This window comes from Proteus vulgaris, from assembly GCF_023100685.1.
Classification (GTDB): domain Bacteria; phylum Pseudomonadota; class Gammaproteobacteria; order Enterobacterales; family Enterobacteriaceae; genus Proteus.
Map to the genome: position 1 here is coordinate 1886101 of NZ_CP090064.1, position 18135 is coordinate 1904235.

At 38.3% G+C, this 18135-nt stretch carries 16 protein-coding genes; 9 read left to right on the forward strand and 7 right to left on the reverse strand.

What is annotated here, in order from left to right; translation table 11 throughout:
* The first annotated feature begins 10 nt into the window (after positions 1-10).
* The 9 genes from arnB to LW139_RS09330 all read left to right on the forward strand — a co-directional run bounded on the left by arnB (position 11) and on the right by LW139_RS09330 (position 9167).
* Complete coding sequence (gene arnB, locus LW139_RS09290) at positions 11-1156, forward strand: UDP-4-amino-4-deoxy-L-arabinose aminotransferase (RefSeq protein ID WP_247851117.1); 1146 nt, start codon at positions 11-13, stop codon at positions 1154-1156.
* Positions 1157-2137, forward strand: a complete 981-nt coding sequence (gene arnC / locus LW139_RS09295) for an undecaprenyl-phosphate 4-deoxy-4-formamido-L-arabinose transferase (RefSeq protein ID WP_109408667.1) — start codon at positions 1157-1159, stop codon at positions 2135-2137. It abuts the gene before it with no gap.
* Entirely contained in the window at positions 2137-4119 is a 1983-nt protein-coding gene (gene arnA / locus LW139_RS09300; protein ID WP_247851118.1) for a bifunctional UDP-4-amino-4-deoxy-L-arabinose formyltransferase/UDP-glucuronic acid oxidase ArnA, read from the forward strand. Before arnC ends, arnA begins: the two co-directional genes overlap by 1 nt.
* A 9-nt stretch (positions 4120-4128) precedes the next feature.
* Positions 4129-5022 carry a 4-deoxy-4-formamido-L-arabinose-phosphoundecaprenol deformylase gene (gene arnD / locus LW139_RS09305; RefSeq protein ID WP_247851119.1) on the forward strand — a complete coding sequence of 298 codons (894 nt, stop codon included), beginning with the start codon at positions 4129-4131 and terminating at the stop codon, positions 5020-5022.
* A 7-nt stretch (positions 5023-5029) separates the two neighbouring features.
* Positions 5030-6694: a lipid IV(A) 4-amino-4-deoxy-L-arabinosyltransferase gene (gene arnT, locus LW139_RS09310; RefSeq protein ID WP_247851120.1), complete on the forward strand. Its 1665-nt coding sequence runs from the start codon at positions 5030-5032 to the stop codon at positions 6692-6694.
* Complete coding sequence (gene arnE / locus LW139_RS09315; protein ID WP_247851121.1) at positions 6694-7035, forward strand: 4-amino-4-deoxy-L-arabinose-phosphoundecaprenol flippase subunit ArnE; 342 nt, start codon at positions 6694-6696, stop codon at positions 7033-7035. Before arnT ends, arnE begins: the two co-directional genes overlap by 1 nt.
* Positions 7032-7430: a 4-amino-4-deoxy-L-arabinose-phosphoundecaprenol flippase subunit ArnF gene (gene arnF / locus LW139_RS09320; RefSeq protein WP_109408672.1), complete on the forward strand. Its 399-nt coding sequence runs from the start codon at positions 7032-7034 to the stop codon at positions 7428-7430. The genes arnE and arnF overlap by 4 nt, the downstream gene beginning before the upstream one ends.
* 148 nt (positions 7431-7578) lie before the next feature.
* On the forward strand, positions 7579-8070 hold the full coding sequence (locus LW139_RS09325; RefSeq protein ID WP_036913240.1) for a C40 family peptidase: 492 nt from the start codon (positions 7579-7581) through the stop codon (positions 8068-8070).
* 77 nt (positions 8071-8147) lie between these two features.
* Complete coding sequence (locus LW139_RS09330; RefSeq protein ID WP_166541373.1) at positions 8148-9167, forward strand: lipoate--protein ligase A; 1020 nt, start codon at positions 8148-8150, stop codon at positions 9165-9167.
* A gap of 80 nt (positions 9168-9247) precedes the next feature.
* On the opposite strand, the gene LW139_RS09335 is transcribed toward LW139_RS09330, so the two are convergent.
* The 7 genes from LW139_RS09335 to LW139_RS09365 all read right to left on the reverse strand — a co-directional run bounded on the left by LW139_RS09335 (position 9248) and on the right by LW139_RS09365 (position 18130).
* Entirely contained in the window at positions 9248-9616 is a 369-nt protein-coding gene (locus LW139_RS09335; protein ID WP_072070346.1) for a helix-turn-helix domain-containing protein, read from the reverse strand.
* Positions 9617-10130: 514 nt separating this feature from the next.
* Positions 10131-10925, reverse strand: coding sequence for a heme ABC transporter ATP-binding protein (locus LW139_RS09340; protein ID WP_109408674.1), 795 nt, complete (start codon positions 10923-10925; stop codon positions 10131-10133).
* Positions 10922-11926 (reverse strand): FecCD family ABC transporter permease, encoded by a 1005-nt coding sequence (locus LW139_RS09345; RefSeq protein WP_109408675.1) that lies wholly within the window; start codon positions 11924-11926, stop codon positions 10922-10924. Before LW139_RS09345 ends, LW139_RS09340 begins: the two co-directional genes overlap by 4 nt.
* Entirely contained in the window at positions 11926-12741 is an 816-nt protein-coding gene (locus LW139_RS09350) for a heme/hemin ABC transporter substrate-binding protein (protein ID WP_166541371.1), read from the reverse strand. Before LW139_RS09350 ends, LW139_RS09345 begins: the two co-directional genes overlap by 1 nt.
* Before the next feature lie 15 nt (positions 12742-12756).
* Positions 12757-13806, reverse strand: coding sequence for a hemin-degrading factor (locus LW139_RS09355; RefSeq protein WP_166541370.1), 1050 nt, complete (start codon positions 13804-13806; stop codon positions 12757-12759).
* Between the two features lie 39 nt (positions 13807-13845).
* The gene (locus LW139_RS09360; RefSeq protein ID WP_247851122.1) at positions 13846-15873 is read right to left on the reverse strand and encodes a TonB-dependent hemoglobin/transferrin/lactoferrin family receptor; all 2028 of its coding nucleotides are present in this window, start codon (positions 15871-15873) and stop codon (positions 13846-13848) included.
* A 70-nt stretch (positions 15874-15943) separates the two neighbouring features.
* On the reverse strand, positions 15944-18130 hold the full coding sequence (locus tag LW139_RS09365; protein WP_227336796.1) for a TonB-dependent receptor domain-containing protein: 2187 nt from the start codon (positions 18128-18130) through the stop codon (positions 15944-15946).
* Positions 18131-18135 lie beyond the last annotated feature (5 nt).

Consider the following 18135-nt stretch of genomic DNA (forward strand, 5'->3'; position numbering starts at 1 on the left):
CTACATTTTTATGAGTCACTTCTTTCCTTTCTCTCGCCCAGCGATTGGCGATGAAGAAATCAAAGCCGTTGAAGATGTATTGCGTTCAGGTTGGATCACAACAGGCCCTCAAAACCATCAATTAGAGCAAGACTTCTGTGAAAAATTTGGTAGCAAACATGCTATTGCAATTTGCTCGGCCACTGCGGGTATGCATGTTGTTCTAATGGCTATGGGAATTGGCGCTGGTGATGAAGTTATCACGCCATCACAAACATGGGTGTCAACCATTAATATCATTACGTTACTAGGTGCAGAGCCGGTGATGATTGATGTTGATCGTGATACTTTGATGGTAAGTGCAGAAGATGTCAAAAAGGCGATTACTCCTAGAACGAAGGCAATTATTCCGGTTCATTATGCAGGTGCGCCTTGTGATCTGGATGCATTACGAAAAGTTGCACAAGATGCGGGAATTCCTCTTATTGAAGATGCGGCACATGCGATTGGCACACGCTATAAAAATGAATGGATTGGTGAAAAAGGAACCTCTATTTTCTCTTTTCACGCTATTAAGAACGTGACTTGTGCTGAAGGTGGTTTGGTTGTTACTGATAATGACGAATTAGCCAATCGAGTACGTTGCTTAAAATTTCATGGCTTAGGTGTTGATGCTTTTGATAGACAAATTCAAGGGCGTAAGCCTCAAGCTGAAGTTGTTGAACCTGGCTATAAATATAATTTATCTGATATTCACGCTGCTATTGCTGTGGTGCAATTAGGGCGTTTAGAGGAAATGAACGCGAAACGTGCTGAATTAGTGGCACTATATCGTGAAAAACTCAAAGACTCACCATTAGAGATGTTGAGTATTCCTGAGTATCCTCATTTGCATGCTAATCACCTATTTATGGTGAGAGTAGATAAAAACATTTGCGGTATCGATCGTGATACCTTTATGGAAAAATTGAAGCAAAAGGAAATTGGTACAGGACTTCATTTCCGTGCGGCGCATACACAAAAATATTATCGTGAGCGCTATCCCGCTTTATCCCTTCCTCAATCAGAGTGGAACTCTGCAACGTTATGCTCGCTGCCATTGTTTCCTGATATGAGTAATGAAGATGTTATTCGCGTTGTAGATGCGATCAATGAAATTCTTTCGGAGCATATCTAAGTGTCAACATTTGATAAAATCAAAAAAGTATCGGTTGTAATCCCCGTTTATAATGAAGAAGAGAGCCTTCCTCAACTTTTAGAGCGTACTATAAAAAGCTGTAAGCAATTAAAACAAGAGTATGAGCTGATCCTGGTTGATGATGGCAGTAGTGATAATTCAGCCAAAATGTTAGAAGAAGCGGCTGCAATAGAAGAAAATCATGTAATTGCAATTATTTTGAATCGTAACTACGGTCAACACTCTGCAATTATGGCTGGCTTCAATCAAGCTGATGGTGATTTAGTCATTACATTAGATGCAGATTTACAAAACCCACCTGAAGAGATCCCAAGACTCGTTACAACTGCAGAAGAAGGTTATGATGTTGTGGGGACCCGTCGTCGCAATCGTCAAGATTCATGGTTTCGTAAAACAGCTTCAAAAATGATTAACTCCATGATAACCAAGGCGACAGGTCGCTCTATGGGAGATTATGGATGTATGCTACGTGCATATCGTCGCCATATTGTTGAAGCAATGTTACAGTGTCACGAAAGAAGTACCTTCATTCCTATTCTTGCGAACACATTTGCTCGTCGTACTATTGAAATTGATGTCGCACACGCAGAGCGTGAATATGGTGATTCAAAATATAGCTTTTTAAAGCTAATTAATCTGATGTACGACCTTTTAACTTGCCTTACTACAGCACCGTTACGTTTATTAAGCATTGTCGGCAGTGTGATCGCTGTTTCTGGCTTTGTTTTAGCATTACTTCTCATTGTTTTGCGTATTATTTTCGGTGCAATGTGGGCCGCTGAAGGTGTATTCACACTTTTCGCAATCTTATTTATGTTTATCGGTGCGCAGTTCGTTGCAATGGGCTTATTAGGTGAATATATAGGCCGGATTTATAATGATGTAAGAGCGCGTCCTCGGTATTTTATCCAAAAAGTGGTTGGTGTTAACAAACCCAACGAAGATCAGGAAAAAGACTAATGAAAGCAATAGTATTTGCCTATCACGATATCGGCTGTGTTGGTTTAAAAGCACTTGAAAAAGCGGGTTATGATATTCAAGCTGTATTTACCCACACTGACGATCCAAACGAAAATCATTTTTTCTCATCTGTGGCTCGAGTGAGTGCAGAAATGGGATTGACAGTATTCGCGCCTGAAAATGTCAATCACCCATTATGGATTGAACGTATTCGTGAAATGAAACCTGATGTCATTTTTTCTTTCTATTATCGTCACATGTTAAGTGATGAGATCCTGAATTTGGCACCAAAAGGCGCATTTAATTTACATGGTTCTTTATTACCAAAATACCGTGGTCGTGCACCAATTAACTGGGCTATTGTGAATGGTGAGACAGAAACAGGTGTTACTCTGCATAAAATGACAGCAAAAGCTGATGCGGGTGATATTGTTGCTCAAGAAAAAGTTACCATTACAGATAATGATACTTCTCTGATTTTACATGAAAAAGTAAGAGAAGCAGCGAATAAGTTACTCTCAAGTGCATTACCACATATTGCATCAGGTGATTATTCAACAACTGCACAAGATGAAAGCCAAGCTACTTACTTTGGTCGTCGTTGTGCTGATGATGGCTTAATCGACTGGAATGCAGACGCAAGAACAGTCCACAATTTAGTGCGTGCCGTTACTGAACCATACCCAGGTGCATTTACTTTCTTAGGTGAACGTAAAATGATTATCTGGCGCTCTCGTGCTGTTGCAGATAATCAAGGTAAACGCCCTGGTACAGTTATATCAACAGAACCTTTAGTGATTGCGTGTGAAAAAGGCGCAATCGAAGTGTTAACAGGTCAAAGTGAAAATGGTCTTTATGTTCAAGGAAGTCGTTTAGCGGCTGAAATGGGCATTGTGACAGATGTTCGCGTTGGACCAAAAGCTACGGCACAAGTTAAACGTCGTAAACGTGTTCTGATTTTAGGTGTGAATGGCTTTATTGGTAACCATTTAACAGAGCGTCTATTGAAAGATGATAACTATGATATCTATGGTATGGATATCGGTTCATCTGCAATTGAACGTTTTATTGGTAATCCACGTTTCCACTTTATTGAAGGTGATGTGAGCATTCATACAGAATGGATTGAATATCACATTAAAAAATGTGATGTTATTCTGCCATTAGTGGCTATTGCAACGCCTATCGAATATACCCGTAATCCATTACGTGTCTTTGAATTAGACTTTGAAGAAAACTTAAAAATTGTACGTTATTGCGTTAAGTATAATAAACGTATTATTTTCCCATCCACATCAGAAGTTTATGGTATGTGTGATGACAAAGAGTTTGACGAAGATAATTCACGTCTGATTGTTGGTCCTATTAATAAACAACGTTGGATTTACTCTGTATCTAAACAGCTATTAGACCGAGTTATTTGGGCTTATGGTGCTAAAGAAGGTCTTAAATTTACATTATTCCGTCCGTTTAACTGGATGGGACCTCGTTTAGATAACTTAAATTCAGCACGTATTGGTAGTTCTCGCGCCATTACACAATTAATTCTAAATTTAGTTGAAGGTTCGCCAATTAAATTGGTTGATGGTGGTGAACAAAAACGTTGTTTCACTGATATCAATGACGGTATTGAAGCATTATTCCGTATTATTGAAAACCGTGATAACAAATGTGATGGCCAAATTATCAATATTGGTAACCCAACTAACGAAGCAAGTATTCGCGAATTGGCAGAAATGCTGTTAGATTGCTTTGAAAAACATGAGTTACGAGGCCATTTTCCTCCATTTGCAGGCTTTAAGAAAATTGAAAGTAGCAGTTACTATGGTAAAGGCTATCAAGATGTTGAACACCGTAAGCCAAGTATTAAAAACGCAGAGCGTTTATTGGATTGGAAACCAAGTATTGAAACCCGTCAAACTGTAGAGGAAACATTAGACTTCTTCTTACGTGGTGCGGTTGAAGAATTAGGCGATAAATAGGATCAGATAATGAAGAAAGTTGGTTTGAGAGTTGATGTGGATACTTATCAAGGAACGAAGCAAGGTATTCCACAGCTACTGGATGTATTTGCCAGACATAACATTCATGCCAGCTTCTTCTTTAGCGTGGGTCCAGATAATATGGGGCGCCATTTATGGCGCCTTTTAAAACCAAAGTTTTTATGGAAAATGCTGAGATCTAACGCTGCATCGTTGTATGGATTAGATATTTTATTAGCAGGAACGGCATGGCCAGGCAAAAAAATTGCTAAGAATCTAGGTTATTTGATGAAAGAAACCCAAAATGCAGGGCATGAAGTAGGGTTACATTCATGGGATCACCAAGGTTGGCAAGCAAAAGTCGCTCGTTGGTCAACAGAAGAATTAATGCAACAAGTTCGTTTAGGTGTAGAAGCACTGGAAAAAGGACTTGAAAACCCTGTAAAATGTTCAGCAGTTGCTGGGTGGCGTGCTGATGAGCGCGTATTAACAGTTAAAGAAACTTTTCAATTCGATTACAATAGCGATTGCCGAGGAACGCATCCTTTTAGGCCAATTTTAGAAAATGGTTCTATCGGTACGGTGCAAATTCCAGTAACATTACCAACTTATGATGAAGTCGTCGGCACAAAGGTAAAGGATGAGGATTTTAATCAATTTATTATTGATGAAATCAAAAAAGACAGTGGAATACCTGTTTATACTATCCATACCGAAGTTGAAGGAATGTCAAAAGCGGCTCAGTTTGAGCAGTTACTGGCAATGATTGCAAATGAAGGCATCGAATTCTGTCCGTTAAGCGATTTATTACCACAAGATAAAGAAACGCTTCCGATGGGTAAAGTTGTTCGATCTGACTTTCCAGGTCGAGAAGGCTGGTTAGGGTGCCAACAAGAGGTCTAACGAAACTATGTTGAATAACCGGGCGAGTAAAATCGGGGCCATCCTCTTGGCTCTTTTTTTTGTTCTTACCTACTTATTTCCATTGAACAGCCGGTTATTATGGCAACCAGATGAAACCCGTTATGCGGAAATTAGCCGCGAAATGGTGGTGAGCGGGAACTGGATAGTTCCTCATATGCTCGACATTCGCTATTTCGAAAAACCTGTTGCAGGTTATTGGATCAATAATGTTAGCCAATTAATATTTGGCCACACAAATTTTGCTGTACGTTTTGGTTCAGTAATTTCTATTCTATTAAGCACATTACTTGTTTATTTACTGGCAAGAATGATGTGGCGTAACCGCCAAGTTGCTTTTGTTTCTAGCTTAATTTATTTATCTATGTTTTTAGTGTTTAGCGTAGGCACTTACAGTGTGTTAGATCCTATGTTAGCACTTTGGGTTACTGCGAGTATGGTCTGCTGTTTTTGGGCACTGAAAGCGACGACGATAAAAACACGAATATTAGCGTGGATAACATTAGGTTTGGCTTGTGGTATGGCATTTATGACTAAGGGTTTTTTAGCCTTAGCTATCCCTGTCATTGTGATGATACCTATTACTCTTTATCAAAAGCAATTTACTCAAATGTTGCTCTATGGCTTACTTGCGGTGTTTAGTGCTGCATTGATTAGTTTGCCATGGGCGTTAGCTATTGCAAAAGCAGAGCCTGATTATTGGCATTATTTCTTTTGGATTGAACATATTCAGCGTTTTTCTGGTGAAGATGCTCAGCATAGTTCCCCATTCTGGTACTATATCCCTATTGTATTACTAGGGGTAATACCTTGGCTTGGTTTATTGCCTGGCGCATTAATGGGAGCTTGGAAGAAAAGACGTAAACGTCCAGAACTATTTTTCTTATTGTGCTGGTTTGTTGTTCCGTTTTTATTTTTTAGTATTGCTAAAGGTAAGCTACCGACTTATATGTTGCCATTTATGGCACCACTAGCAATGCTAATGGCGAAATATGGTGTAGATTGCGCACGCAAATTTAGAATGAAAGCGCTGCGTATTAACGGTTATATCAACATCTTTATTGGCGTTGCTGCCGTTGTCGCTATCTTAGTCATTCAACTTGCTTCTTCAAAACCTATTTATATGCCTTATGAATGGTCTAAATGGGTTTTAGCCATCGTTGCATTCTCTTTATGGGGTATTATTGGTTATCTTTGCTCTACGCTTAATGGTAAACATTGGTTATGGGCGGCATCTTGCTCGTTAGGCGTGAGTTTATGCATTGGGCAGGCAATACCTAACAGTAGTGTTGATGGAAAGCTACCTCAAGAATTTATTCGTCAAAATATTGATACACTCAATGCGAGCAAATATATTGTAAGTAACAGTGTGGGTATTGGTGCTGGGTTGGCGTGGGAATTACAGCGTAGTGATATTTATCTTTATGAAAGAACAGGTGAGTTAACTTATGGTGTCGAAGAATATCCAGATTCTCAGCATAAATTAATTAAACCTGACAATTTTGTTCAATGGTTAGAGCAAGCAAGAAAAGAAGGTAATGTATCAGTCGTTATTACGTTTAAAGATCCGAAAAAGTTAGCTCAATTGCCGAGACCTGAAGAGCTTGTGACAAATCATCGAGTTGCTATTTTAACGTATGAGAAGCGTAATTAATGTCCTTTGTTTTATTGCTAATTGTGAGCTTTTTGACCTGCATAGGACAAGTATGTCAAAAACAAGCGGTGGTTAGCTGGCAAAGTGGTTCATTAACAAAAGCCAGAAAAACGATTTTCTGGCTTTTTGTTGCCATTGCAATGCTTGGCTTGGGGATGCTTTTTTGGTTACGGCTATTACAAATTCTTCCGCTAAGTATTGCTTATCCTATGTTAAGTATTAATTTTATTGTGGTGACATTAATTGGGCAGTTTGTTTATAAAGAGCCTGTTAATGTGAAACATTGGATTGGTATTGCATCGATTATGGTTGGCATTTTATTAATGAGTCTGCAAGCATGAAAGGCTATTTATGGGCGATGGGAAGTGCGCTATTAGTCACTGTCGCTCAATTGTTATTAAAGTTTGGTATGTCTGAGCTACCGGATTTACAGTTAGAAAAACAGTGGTTTGATTTTTCATGGCTATGGGCGAACATAACGCCAATCGCTATTGTGTTTGCTGGCCTTGTCGGTTATGTCCTTTCTATGGTTTGCTGGCTATTCACTTTACGCACTATCCCTTTAAATAAAGCTTATCCACTTATTAGTTTAAGCTATGTTTTTGTTTATATCCTTGCTGTGATATTACCTTGGTTTCAAGAAACCCCTTCATGGACAAAAACTGCAGGTGTTGCTTTTATTATGGTAGGTGTTTGGTTGATTAGCCAGAAACCTAAAGGGTCAACATCACACTAAATTCAGAGTTTGGGTTTTATTTCCTATATCTTGTTGGTTATTGTGCGATTTATTCTATTAATCTTGATTCATTCACCTTCAATAACTTGTTTTTGCTTAAAAAAGCAGATAGATTTTAAAATCTCTCGTAATAATAATGGTGGATGCAATGAGAAAGTCCGTTTTCTATCCTTTCTTGCTCTGTATTATCCTGCTGGCTGGGTGTTCATCTAGTCCGTCAAAACGCATTCCACCAGCCCCTCCTTTAAAAACACAGCTTTCCGATCCTATTATGGTGATAGTGCAGCTCAAATCACAACTTGAGCAGTGGTATGGCACACCTTATAGTTATGGTGGAATGACATCTTCAGGTATTGATTGTTCAGGGTTTGTCTATAAAACGTATAGTGATCGTTTTGATATTAAATTGCCTCGAATGACTATCGATCAAACCAAATATGGAACACAAATCAGTAAAAGCGATTTAATGCCAGGGGATTTAGTGTTTTTCAAAACAGGTGGTGGTGAAAATGGACTTCATGTCGGTATTTATGATACTGACAACACATTTATTCACGCATCAACTAGTAAAGGGGTTACTCGTTCTTCTCTTGATAATGTCTATTGGAAAAAAACATTCTGGCAAGCTCGTCGATTGTAATTTCGTGCCATTTAAGACCCTAATATATTGAGAGTTATGCTATCTTATACCTTATTTTCTTCATATAGGTATTCCTCATGTCAGGTAAGTTGCGACTGTTAATTTCCGAATCTTATGATCCTTGGTTTAACCTTGCTGTTGAAGAGTGTATTTTTAGACAAATGCCAGCGGATCAGCGTGTACTTTTTCTGTGGCGTAATGATAACACGGTAGTTATTGGACGAGCCCAAAATCCGTGGAAAGAGTGTAATACGCGAAAAATGGATGAAGATGGCGTGAAATTAGCACGTCGTTCAAGTGGTGGTGGCGCTGTTTTCCACGATCTTGGTAATACCTGTTTTACCTTTATGGCGGGAAAGCCTGAGTATAATAAAACGATCTCAACTCAAATTATACTTGATGGTTTATCAAAGGCAGGTATACAAGCAACAGCATCAGGGCGTAATGATTTAGTCGTACCGCAAGAAGAGGGTGAAAGAAAAATCTCAGGCTCGGCTTATAAAGAGACGAAAGATCGTGGTTTCCATCATGGCACATTATTAATAAATGCTAACTTATCTAGACTAGCCAATTACCTCAATCCAGATCCGAAAAAACTTCAAGCTAAAGGGATCACCTCTGTACGCTCACGAGTGGCTAATTTGGTCGAACTGAAATCTGATATCACTCACGAAAAACTTTGTGAAACTATTACCGAAAGCTTTTTTGAATACTATGGTGAACGAGTAGATGCAGAGATTATTTCCCCGCAAAAATTACCTGATTTACCTAGTTTTGAAGAGACATTCGCTAAGCAAAGTAGTTGGGAATGGAATTTTGGACAAGCCCCTGCATTTTCTCATTTGCTAGATAATCGTTTTAAGTGGGGTGGTGTTGAACTACATTTTGATATTGAGCGTGGTAATGTAATCAGAAGTCAAATCTATACTGACAGTTTAGATCCCGCACCATTAGAAGCATTATCAGATATGCTAGTTGGCAAACGTTATACACCTGAGTCTTTAAAAGAGCTTATTCAGCAACTTATACAGCGTTATCCTAATAATAAAGGGGAGCTTAATGAACTTGAAGAATGGCTTATAACGGCAATTGCTTAGTTTTCTGTAAATAAAGTAAAAAACCAGCTTTTTAAAGCTGGTTTTTTATGGCAAGTAACATCGACATGATGCTAAATCAATTAGTGATTTTCGCATGACATGAAACAATGAGTATCTGGCATTGTGCCATTTTCTCTAAACTTAGCCGGTGTAGTATTAAAATGTTTTTTAAAAATACGAGTAAATGTTGCTTGAGAGCTAAAGCCATACATTAAAGCGATGTCTAAAATAGACATATCTTTTTCTTGTAATGATTTAGCCGCTTCTAATAAGCGACGTTTGCGGACATATTCGCCTAATGTACAGCCTTTAAAATCTTTAAATATGCGTTGTAAGTGCCATTTTGAATAACCACTTTTGTTCGCAATAGTATCGATTTTTATACCTTCGTTACGTTGTAACTGGGTTTCTAACCATTTTAGAATATCATTAACGACATTTTCAGCCATAAAACCTCCCACAAAAATGGTGGGGACACAGTGCCCAAGTAAATAGAATAGTAACGTATGTTATTTATAATCTATTTTAAGCATGGGGAAAATAACAGGTAGGCAAAAAGTGCTTTTTGTTATTGATAATCATTATCAAATTAATAGGTGAAAGCTATATATCTCAAGTAAGGTAGAGCTTAATAGATATTTTTGATTAAAAAAATCGTTTTAAATGTATTTTACTTTGTTGAATTTATTGATTTATTTTTCCTTTGATAAATCTGTTATACCATTTATTCTTTAGGTTGTTATGTTTTTTTGTGTGATTTACAAGCTAATCAGTGATTAAGGTGTATTTTAAAGTCAATTTATTTGACTAAATAGGAAAATTTAGAAATAAGATTTATTAATCAATTAAGGTGATATTACTTAGTGTGTTTTATTTGCAATAAATAAGCATATAAAAATAAATTAACTCAGTCACAATCTAGAAAATCCATGCTAGAAGGCAACTGAGTAAAACTAAGATAACTTATGGACGAAGAAAAACTTGTGGATACGAATGCTCTGGATGGGTATCAACACTCACATCTGCGCCATACCACTGTTGGATATTTTCTGTTGTCAGTACATCGTGTGGAGTACCTTCACAAACTAATTTTCCTTGATGCAATAATAGAATTCTATCGGCATAAAGTGAGGCTAAATTAAGATCGTGCAGAACGCAACAAACCATAAGATGTTGTGTTTTTGCTAATTGCTTTAGTAAGCGTAAGCTGTGTTGCTGATGGTAAAGATCAAGTGCTGAAGTCGGTTCATCAAGGAATAATACCGACTCTTGTGGTGTAGGGTGCCATAATTGAGCTAATACTCTGGCAAGTTGCACTCGTTGTTGTTCACCACCTGATAATTGACGATAGTCTCTATCTTTAAACTTTAAACAATCCGTTTGTAGTAGAGCCGTTTCGATAGCTATTTTTTTATGTTGTTGCCCATGAGGGGTTCTTCCCATTGCAACCACTTCTTCTACAGAAAAAGAAAATGAGAGTTGGCTATTTTGGCGCATAACAGCACGGTTTTGTGCTAATTGTTGGCTATTCCATTGCGAATAAGTCTTTTGCTTAAAATAGCACTCACCTTGTGTTGGTGTCGTATAACCTGTCAATAAACGTAGTAATGATGATTTTCCTGCGCCATTAGGTCCAATTATAGTGACTAACTCTCCGGCATTAAGTGAAAGAGACACATCATCAATAATAGTTTTTTCACCAATTTGATACGTCAAATTATTTCCATAGAGCAACGAAGTGTTTTGTTTTTGAATCATGACATCCTTCTCGCGGGTTGTCGTAAGATAAGCCAAAGGAAATAAGGGCCACCAATTAATCCTGTAATGAGCCCCACAGGGATTTCTGCTGGAGATACCAGTGTTCTGGATAATGTATCAGCAGCGAGTAACAGTGTTGCACCACCTAAAATGGTAGCAGGTAATAGCCATACATGATTACTACCAATACGCATACGAATAAGGTGTGGAACCACAAGGCCAATAAATCCAATGACACCACTTAGCGCGACCGCACAACCAATTAAAATGGCACTAAGTAGTAACAAAATAAACTTGGTTCTTCTTACATTTAGCCCTAAGTAGTGCGCTTCTTCATCACCAAGTTGTAACAGATTTAATTTATGGCTTTGCCAACATGCCACAATACTGACTGGAATGATCACAAGGGTTGCAATGGATAAGGTTTTCCAGTCAATTTGGCTTAATGACCCCATCATCCACAGCGAAAATTGGCGTAATTGTTGATCTGTACTGATATAACTTAAGACACCAATAAAGGACATACAAAGTGCATTGATAGCAATCCCAGCAAGCAATAACCGCGCTAAATTACCATCACTCAATTGATGTAATGAGAAGATAATCATTGCCACAATTAAGCCGCCAACAAAGGCGGCTACAATATGACTGTAAAATGCGAATACAGGTGAAAAAGAGAAAGGTAGTATAATCACGATAGCAACCATTAGTGCCGCACCGCTACTTATGCCAAGTAACCCAGGGTCAGCTAATGAGTTTCTAAATAATCCTTGCATGATTGCACCTGATATCGCTAATGCACCACCGACAAGAATAGCCAAAAGCACACGAGGCAAGCGTATATCAAGCCAAACCTGCCACTCCATATCATCAAAAGAGCTATTCCATAATGTATGAAATGAGAGTGCCAATGCACCGCTATTCACAGAAATTAATGTAACAATGGTGAGCAAAAAGAGTAAAACTAAAATACTCATCCACGGTGAACGAAAACGAGACATTATTGCTCCAATGCTTGACGAATTTGATTCATAACTTCAGGTGTTGAAAGCGTAAAACCTAACAATCCCATATCATCGACGACGACATAATGTTTATTTTTACCTGCAGGTGTGTACTTTATACCGGGTAAATTCCAAAGTTTTTCAATACCACCTATACCTTTAATACCTTCTTTAGTTACCAGCAAAATATCAGGTTGGCTCGCAATGACACCTTCTTGAGAAAGAGGGCGATAACTCGTAAAGCCTTGCATTGCATTCTTACCCCCAACTAGTGAAATAATGGTATCTGCTGCAGTATTTTGACCAGCGGCCATAGGAACAACACCACCATGACTCATGATATAAATGACTTTTTTATCTATAGGTGTTGTGGGTATTTGGCTAATAGATAGGGTGAGTTTTTCTTTTAGCTGTTCACCTTCTTTTTGTTTATTTAAAATAGTGGCGATGGTGTCTATTTTTTCATTAATGGCTTCTAATGAATGTGTACCTGTAATCGTTTTAACAGTGACTCCTGCCTCTTTTATTCGGCGTAGTGCTAAAGAAGGGCGAGCGAGTTCGCTGGTTATAATTAATGTTGGTTTGACCGATAAGATACCTTCAGGGTTTAGCATTCGCATATAACCCACATCAGGGAGTGCTTTCACTTGTTCAGGGACTAAACTAGTGCTGTCTCTTGCAATAATTTGTTCACCCGAACCTAACGCGAAAACGATCTCAGTGATATCGCCGCCAATAGTGACAATACGTTCATTGGCGGAACTGACAAACGACATGACGCTACACAGGATCAAAAGAAGCCATTTTTTCATTAACTCATTCTCCGATTAGGCTATTTTGGCAAGTGTATTAACTTGCTCGCGCCATTGTTGTTGCTCTGCAGTGCCTTCAGTACGTTGTCCATAAAGCTGGGCAATCTGTTGGCCTTTGCTATCAAAGATTTCAAGACTGGTGACAAAACCATCCTGAGTTGGTTTGCGAGTGATCCAACTTTCGGCGATTTCACTTTCAATTAAATGAAGTGTAAATGCAGGATTGAAAACGTTAATCCAGACTTGATCGCTATTCTCAAATTGATGAGGAACTAAACGGTCAATCTGCCCCGTAAAGATTTGCACACAACCACGGCTTCCAACAAAAATCATGATCTCATTTTGTGCTTCTTTAGCGAGGGTTAATAAGGTTTTCAGTGCACTGTTATCAACTTGATAAGCAAGGTCATCGGCAACAGCTTTAAAAGCTTGTTGACGACTCAAGTTATTTTCTTTTAGTAGTTTGAAAAATTGGTGAACATCAGTCATTGAACGCCATTGTTGTTCAAGTTGCTCCGCCAATTCATGACTAACAGGTGTGTTTGAATAAGGTTCGATAGGGGTAATGTCTAGAGCTGGATTTTCTTCCGATAAGAATGATTGGATTAGCGCATTCCATTCATCCATATTGGTATTGTCAGTTGTATAGACTTTATGTAATGCATCGCCATGCATATCAAAAAACTGAATGCTATAGCGAGTTCCTTTTGAGGTTTCTTCAGCGAGTGCAAAAATGCTCGACCAATAAGCGAAGAAAAAGCGTAAATCCATTGCTCGAGGATTTAGAATCAAACCTGCATGATCGTTAAAGCGTGCATTAGTGTATTCACCAAGATGTTCGTGAACGGCGATATCGTTACGAGTAATGGCTTTGACCTCACCCACTTTACTTAAGGCTTTTAATAATTCTTGCACATCGTTACGTAAGCGTTTTGCATCATGTCCTACGCGTGCATGTGTTAATTCGGCTTCACTTACATTTAAGTATGCTGCCAGATCACGGGCATAAGGTGCTTTTTTATCCGCTTTTGCTTGCAGGTAGCTCTCATAAAGAGGTTTATTCACAGAAACTCCTATTGTATCTATCGTTGATTTTATTGTTAATTACCATTGATAACTCACAAGTACTTTTGCATTACGACCTTCTTGAGGAATACCGGCAGAAGAATAATAAGTTTTATCAAATGCGTTACCCAGTACAAATGAGGTTGTTAGCCCCTTTAAGGAGGCGTTACCTTCATAACGAAGGTAAAAATCATTGACGCCATAACCTGCTTGTTGGTGATTGGTAGGGCGATTAAAACGGTCATGTTTAGTAAAGTCCGTTTTCTTGGTAAATTGACTGACCCAGCCCACAGAAAAATCTGTGCTTGGAACTGGAACATCAAAGCGACTGGTCAATGTATCTGGTTCAATCGAAGTAATTGAGGCATTTGTGGCATTATCTTTTCCTTTGGTGTGGTTATACGCTAAGTCCCAATTAAAGAATTTGGATTGGTAGCTCATAGAAACATCCCACCCCCAAATAGTTGCTCTTGGAATATTTGTTGATTGTGTATATCCCTGAAAAATAGCGACATCTGCATCAATATAATCTTTTGCACGAGTATTGAAATGGGCAGCTTTAATTTTCAGATTATCATTATTAGATAATAAGTCATCGAATTGAAAACCAAATCCGTATTCGGTGGTTGAATTGGTTTCGGGTTTTAAATTGGGATTAGGACGCCAATAGTTTGTTGGTGCTCCTGGGAATGGCGCATCAAAATGCTTAGCATCGTTATACATTTCGCCTAAAGAAGGTGCTCTAAACGCTTGTGAATAAGAAGTATAAAGCATTGACCAATCAGTAGGCGTGATGCTGATAGCTCCTTTGGATGACCATTTATCAGCAGTAATATCATCATAACGATCGTTTTGGCTTTTATATTTATCAAAACGGGTTCCTAAAATTAAGGAGACAGGCAAATCACGTAAAGTGACCTCATCTTGAACCCAGCCTGACATAAAACGGATATCTGCTTGTGGGAAGCTTTCTGTATTTTGACTTGGTGATTGTTTCTGTTTATACACTTCGCCACCATAAGTAAGCCCATGTGATGCAAAGCTATCCATCCCCACTTGAGAGCGATTCTCGAGTTTTATGCCATAGGTTTTTTGTTCTCGACCTTCAAATCCTTTTTGTATCGTTTTGGCATTGATATCAACTTCACTGTAATAAGCCTGCGTTTTTAGATTAACCCACTGTAAATCCGAAGGATTGTATTGATAGGTTAACTGTGCATCTTTTTGTGTTGTAGTACGATCAGTTTCTACATTAGCAAGTGTAGGATTTGAGGGAACTTGAGGGTTTTTGGGCTGATTAGTATTGTTATGGTAATAACGGAATTGTCCGCTTAATGTATTGCTATCATCAATAAACCAACGCCCTTTGGAGAGTAGGTTAATAATGGTTTCATCATTTTGTGCACGATAACCCCCACCATAACGAATATCACCTTTATCACGAGCTGATAATGCCACGAGACCATCAAGGTTATCGTGTTTACCAAAAGCAGTAACACCTAAACCTTGGCTATGTTGCGCGGTATTACCAAGACCAATAACACGTACACCGCCTTGTTCGTTTTTTGAAAGTAGATCGCTTGCATCAACGGTATCGTAAGCAATAACACCGCCAAGTGCTCCACTACCATACAATAATGCAGAAGGACCCCGAACTACTTCAACTTGCTTTATAAGAAGAGGATCAATAAAAATACTGTCAATATGGCCAGTGTCAGTTCCTTGACGTACACCATCTACAAGTGTCAATATTCCATTTTTACTGTATCCACGCATACTGATGGTTTCACCATTAGTACGACCTGCGCCGGAAATAGAAATTCCGGGCACATGGCGAAGTAATTCAGAAGCACTACCTGCGGTTTCTGACAACGCATTGTTATTTTTAATAACGGTTGACATCATGGGTAACGTAAAGCTATCACGCTCATTACCAGTCGCATAAACGGTAAGCACTTCTGTTTTTTTCTCCTCGCTAGTTTGTGTTTTCTCTTGTGCTGACACACAAGCAGAAGAAACAGCAACAGCCAGTAAACTAAATTTAATTAATAGGGATGACTGAGACATGCAGATGGATCTCCGTTATTTTAATGGGCTGTTAAAACAGCCCTTTGTTATATAAATCATTGCTCCTCATCTACCAGCGATAACTGATGGACATTTTTATATTTCTGCCTTCTTGTGGCACACCTCGTGTTGAGAAATACTCATAATTAAAAGCATTTGCCAACATCAGTGTTGCTTGTAGATCTTTATTTTTCTTAGATTGATAGCTGAGTGAAAAATCGTGAACAGCATATCCAGGAAATTGTTGAACAACTTCTTGTAATCGAGTGACTTTTTTACCCTTATTATGTGGAGCAACAATGCCGCTGTAGCCACTTTTAGAGTCAGTAGCGCTGGCAAATTGTCCTGACCAACCTAATGAGAAAGGTGTTTTGGCAATAGGAACCTGTATAAAGGCGGTAAGAATTTCTGGTCTTACGGGGGAGATGGTTTCACTATCTGTAAGTTGGAATGTGTTTGTTCGGTTATAGCTTAATCCAGCAGAGAGCCAAGAGTGGGTATAACGTAAAGCAATATCGGTACCTTCAATATAAACATTCGCAATGTTATAGGCTTTTAGGCTCATTCTTCCAAAAATCGTTCCCATCCATTCAGCATAAGAAATATAGTCTTTTGATAATGTATCGAAATAAGCTACTTTAATTTCTAGTGCATCACTTTCTGATAATAACTGTTGGAATGAGATCTTTCCTCCATATTCCCAAGTCCTATTTCTTTCTGGGTTTAAGTAAGGATTAGGTATCCAATAAGACCTTACCAATCGGTTTATATCAAAATGAACGGAATCATTAAACATCTCACTTAATGTCGGTGCTCTAAATGCAGTCGAGTATGACGTGTAAAGCTGTAACCACGGTGTTGCGGAAAATGTTAATTTTACATTTTCAGTGGTACCTCGATAACTTGCTTTATGCATGAGTTTACTTGTATCTGCATTTCTAACTGCATGATTATAAATGACACTATCAATTTCTTTATTTGGAACACTTTCATAATAGTGATAGCGAATACCCGCAGTTAAGGATAAAGGGAATAGTGGTGTCGACAGTGTGCTCTGTAACCATGTTGCGGCATAATCCATTTTTGCCAATGGGAAGTTTTTAGCCTTGTTGTTGGGTTTCATTTTCTGTCGGTAAACTTCAGTACCAATAATGACAGATAAATTAAGATTATTATGAGGTGTAATATTAGTGTAATTCTCTAATTTCCCACCATAAGTTGATTGTGTTCGAGCTTCGAAAAGACCGATATCACCTTTTTCATTTTTTTTACGGTCATATTCTGTAAGTTTTACATCGGTTAAAAAAGTTTGCTTAATACCAAACTGTGAGTAATAAAGATAGGTTGTTAAATCAATCCAAGAATTACTTTCAGGGGCATAGTGATGAGTTAGAGAGTAATTTTTTTGCTGAGTATCTCGATATACCTGATTACTTTCTTCTTTACCATATCCACCCATACGATGTAATACTTCTCGTTGTTCACCTGAATTATCATAATGGCGAGCTGAGAAAATAAAGGTTTGGTTATTTGTAGGATAGAGATAGATTTTAGCAAAGTAGTTATTAATGGATTCATTGTTATCCATTTTTTGCCCATCAGCCAATAAGATAGGGCCACGCTGACGTTGAGTGTAAGAAATCAAACCAGAGAATAGTTTATGTTGACCTGCAATTATCCCACCATAAGAAAAATGGCGATCAGCAGAAGAATAAGAACTGAATAATTTAGCGCCTAAGTTTTTATTCTTTTTCAATATTGATTGAGGATCGAGAGTATTAAAAGCGACAACTCCCCCCATAGCGCCTTCACCATGAATAGTCGAGGCGGAACCGTGTTTGACATTAATACTTTTAATTAAAGACGGGTCAAGAAATATGCCCCCTAAATTATTCATGGTGTTTTCGAGTGGTTGATGAATGCCATCAACGAGAATTTTGACACCTTTTTGGTCATATCCTCGCATTAGAATATTGGCACCATTAGTCACGCCTGTTCCTGAGAGAGTGATACCTGCGACTTCTTTTAACATTTCACCTGTTGTTGACGCTGTTTTTGCCTGAGGTGTTGAGGTTTCAATCGTAGATTGGAAGTTATGTTCTAGTTCGTGATATTTATGACCAACAACAGTAAGAGAGTCCGTGTTCGTTTTTTCTGGGTGTGCAGAGGCAATAGGGGAATACAACAGACAAAGAGCTGTTGCTATACCTGAATATTTGAAATGTTTTTTCAGCATACACATACCATAAATGTCCATAAAAA

Excerpts from the sequence above, each read along its gene's own strand:
- arnT (WP_247851120.1), top strand. The coding sequence starts at position 5,030 with ATGTTGAATAACCGGGCGAGTAAAATCGGGGCCATCCTCTTGGCTCTT.
- arnB (WP_247851117.1), top strand. The coding sequence starts at position 11 with ATGAGTCACTTCTTTCCTTTCTCTCGCCCAGCGATTGGCGATGAAGAA.
- LW139_RS09340 (WP_109408674.1), bottom strand. The coding sequence starts at position 10,925 with ATGATTCAAAAACAAAACACTTCGTTGCTCTATGGAAATAATTTGACG.
- LW139_RS09365 (WP_227336796.1), bottom strand. The coding sequence starts at position 18,130 with ATGGACATTTATGGTATGTGTATGCTGAAAAAACATTTCAAATATTCA.
- LW139_RS09345 (WP_109408675.1), bottom strand. The coding sequence starts at position 11,926 with ATGTCTCGTTTTCGTTCACCGTGGATGAGTATTTTAGTTTTACTCTTT.
- LW139_RS09325 (WP_036913240.1), top strand. The coding sequence starts at position 7,579 with ATGAGAAAGTCCGTTTTCTATCCTTTCTTGCTCTGTATTATCCTGCTG.
- LW139_RS09350 (WP_166541371.1), bottom strand. The coding sequence starts at position 12,741 with ATGAAAAAATGGCTTCTTTTGATCCTGTGTAGCGTCATGTCGTTTGTC.
- arnD (WP_247851119.1), top strand. The coding sequence starts at position 4,129 with ATGAAGAAAGTTGGTTTGAGAGTTGATGTGGATACTTATCAAGGAACG.
- LW139_RS09335 (WP_072070346.1), bottom strand. The coding sequence starts at position 9,616 with ATGGCTGAAAATGTCGTTAATGATATTCTAAAATGGTTAGAAACCCAG.
- LW139_RS09330 (WP_166541373.1), top strand. The coding sequence starts at position 8,148 with ATGTCAGGTAAGTTGCGACTGTTAATTTCCGAATCTTATGATCCTTGG.
- arnE (WP_247851121.1), top strand. The coding sequence starts at position 6,694 with ATGTCCTTTGTTTTATTGCTAATTGTGAGCTTTTTGACCTGCATAGGA.
- LW139_RS09360 (WP_247851122.1), bottom strand. The coding sequence starts at position 15,873 with ATGTCTCAGTCATCCCTATTAATTAAATTTAGTTTACTGGCTGTTGCT.
- arnF (WP_109408672.1), top strand. The coding sequence starts at position 7,032 with ATGAAAGGCTATTTATGGGCGATGGGAAGTGCGCTATTAGTCACTGTC.
- arnA (WP_247851118.1), top strand. The coding sequence starts at position 2,137 with ATGAAAGCAATAGTATTTGCCTATCACGATATCGGCTGTGTTGGTTTA.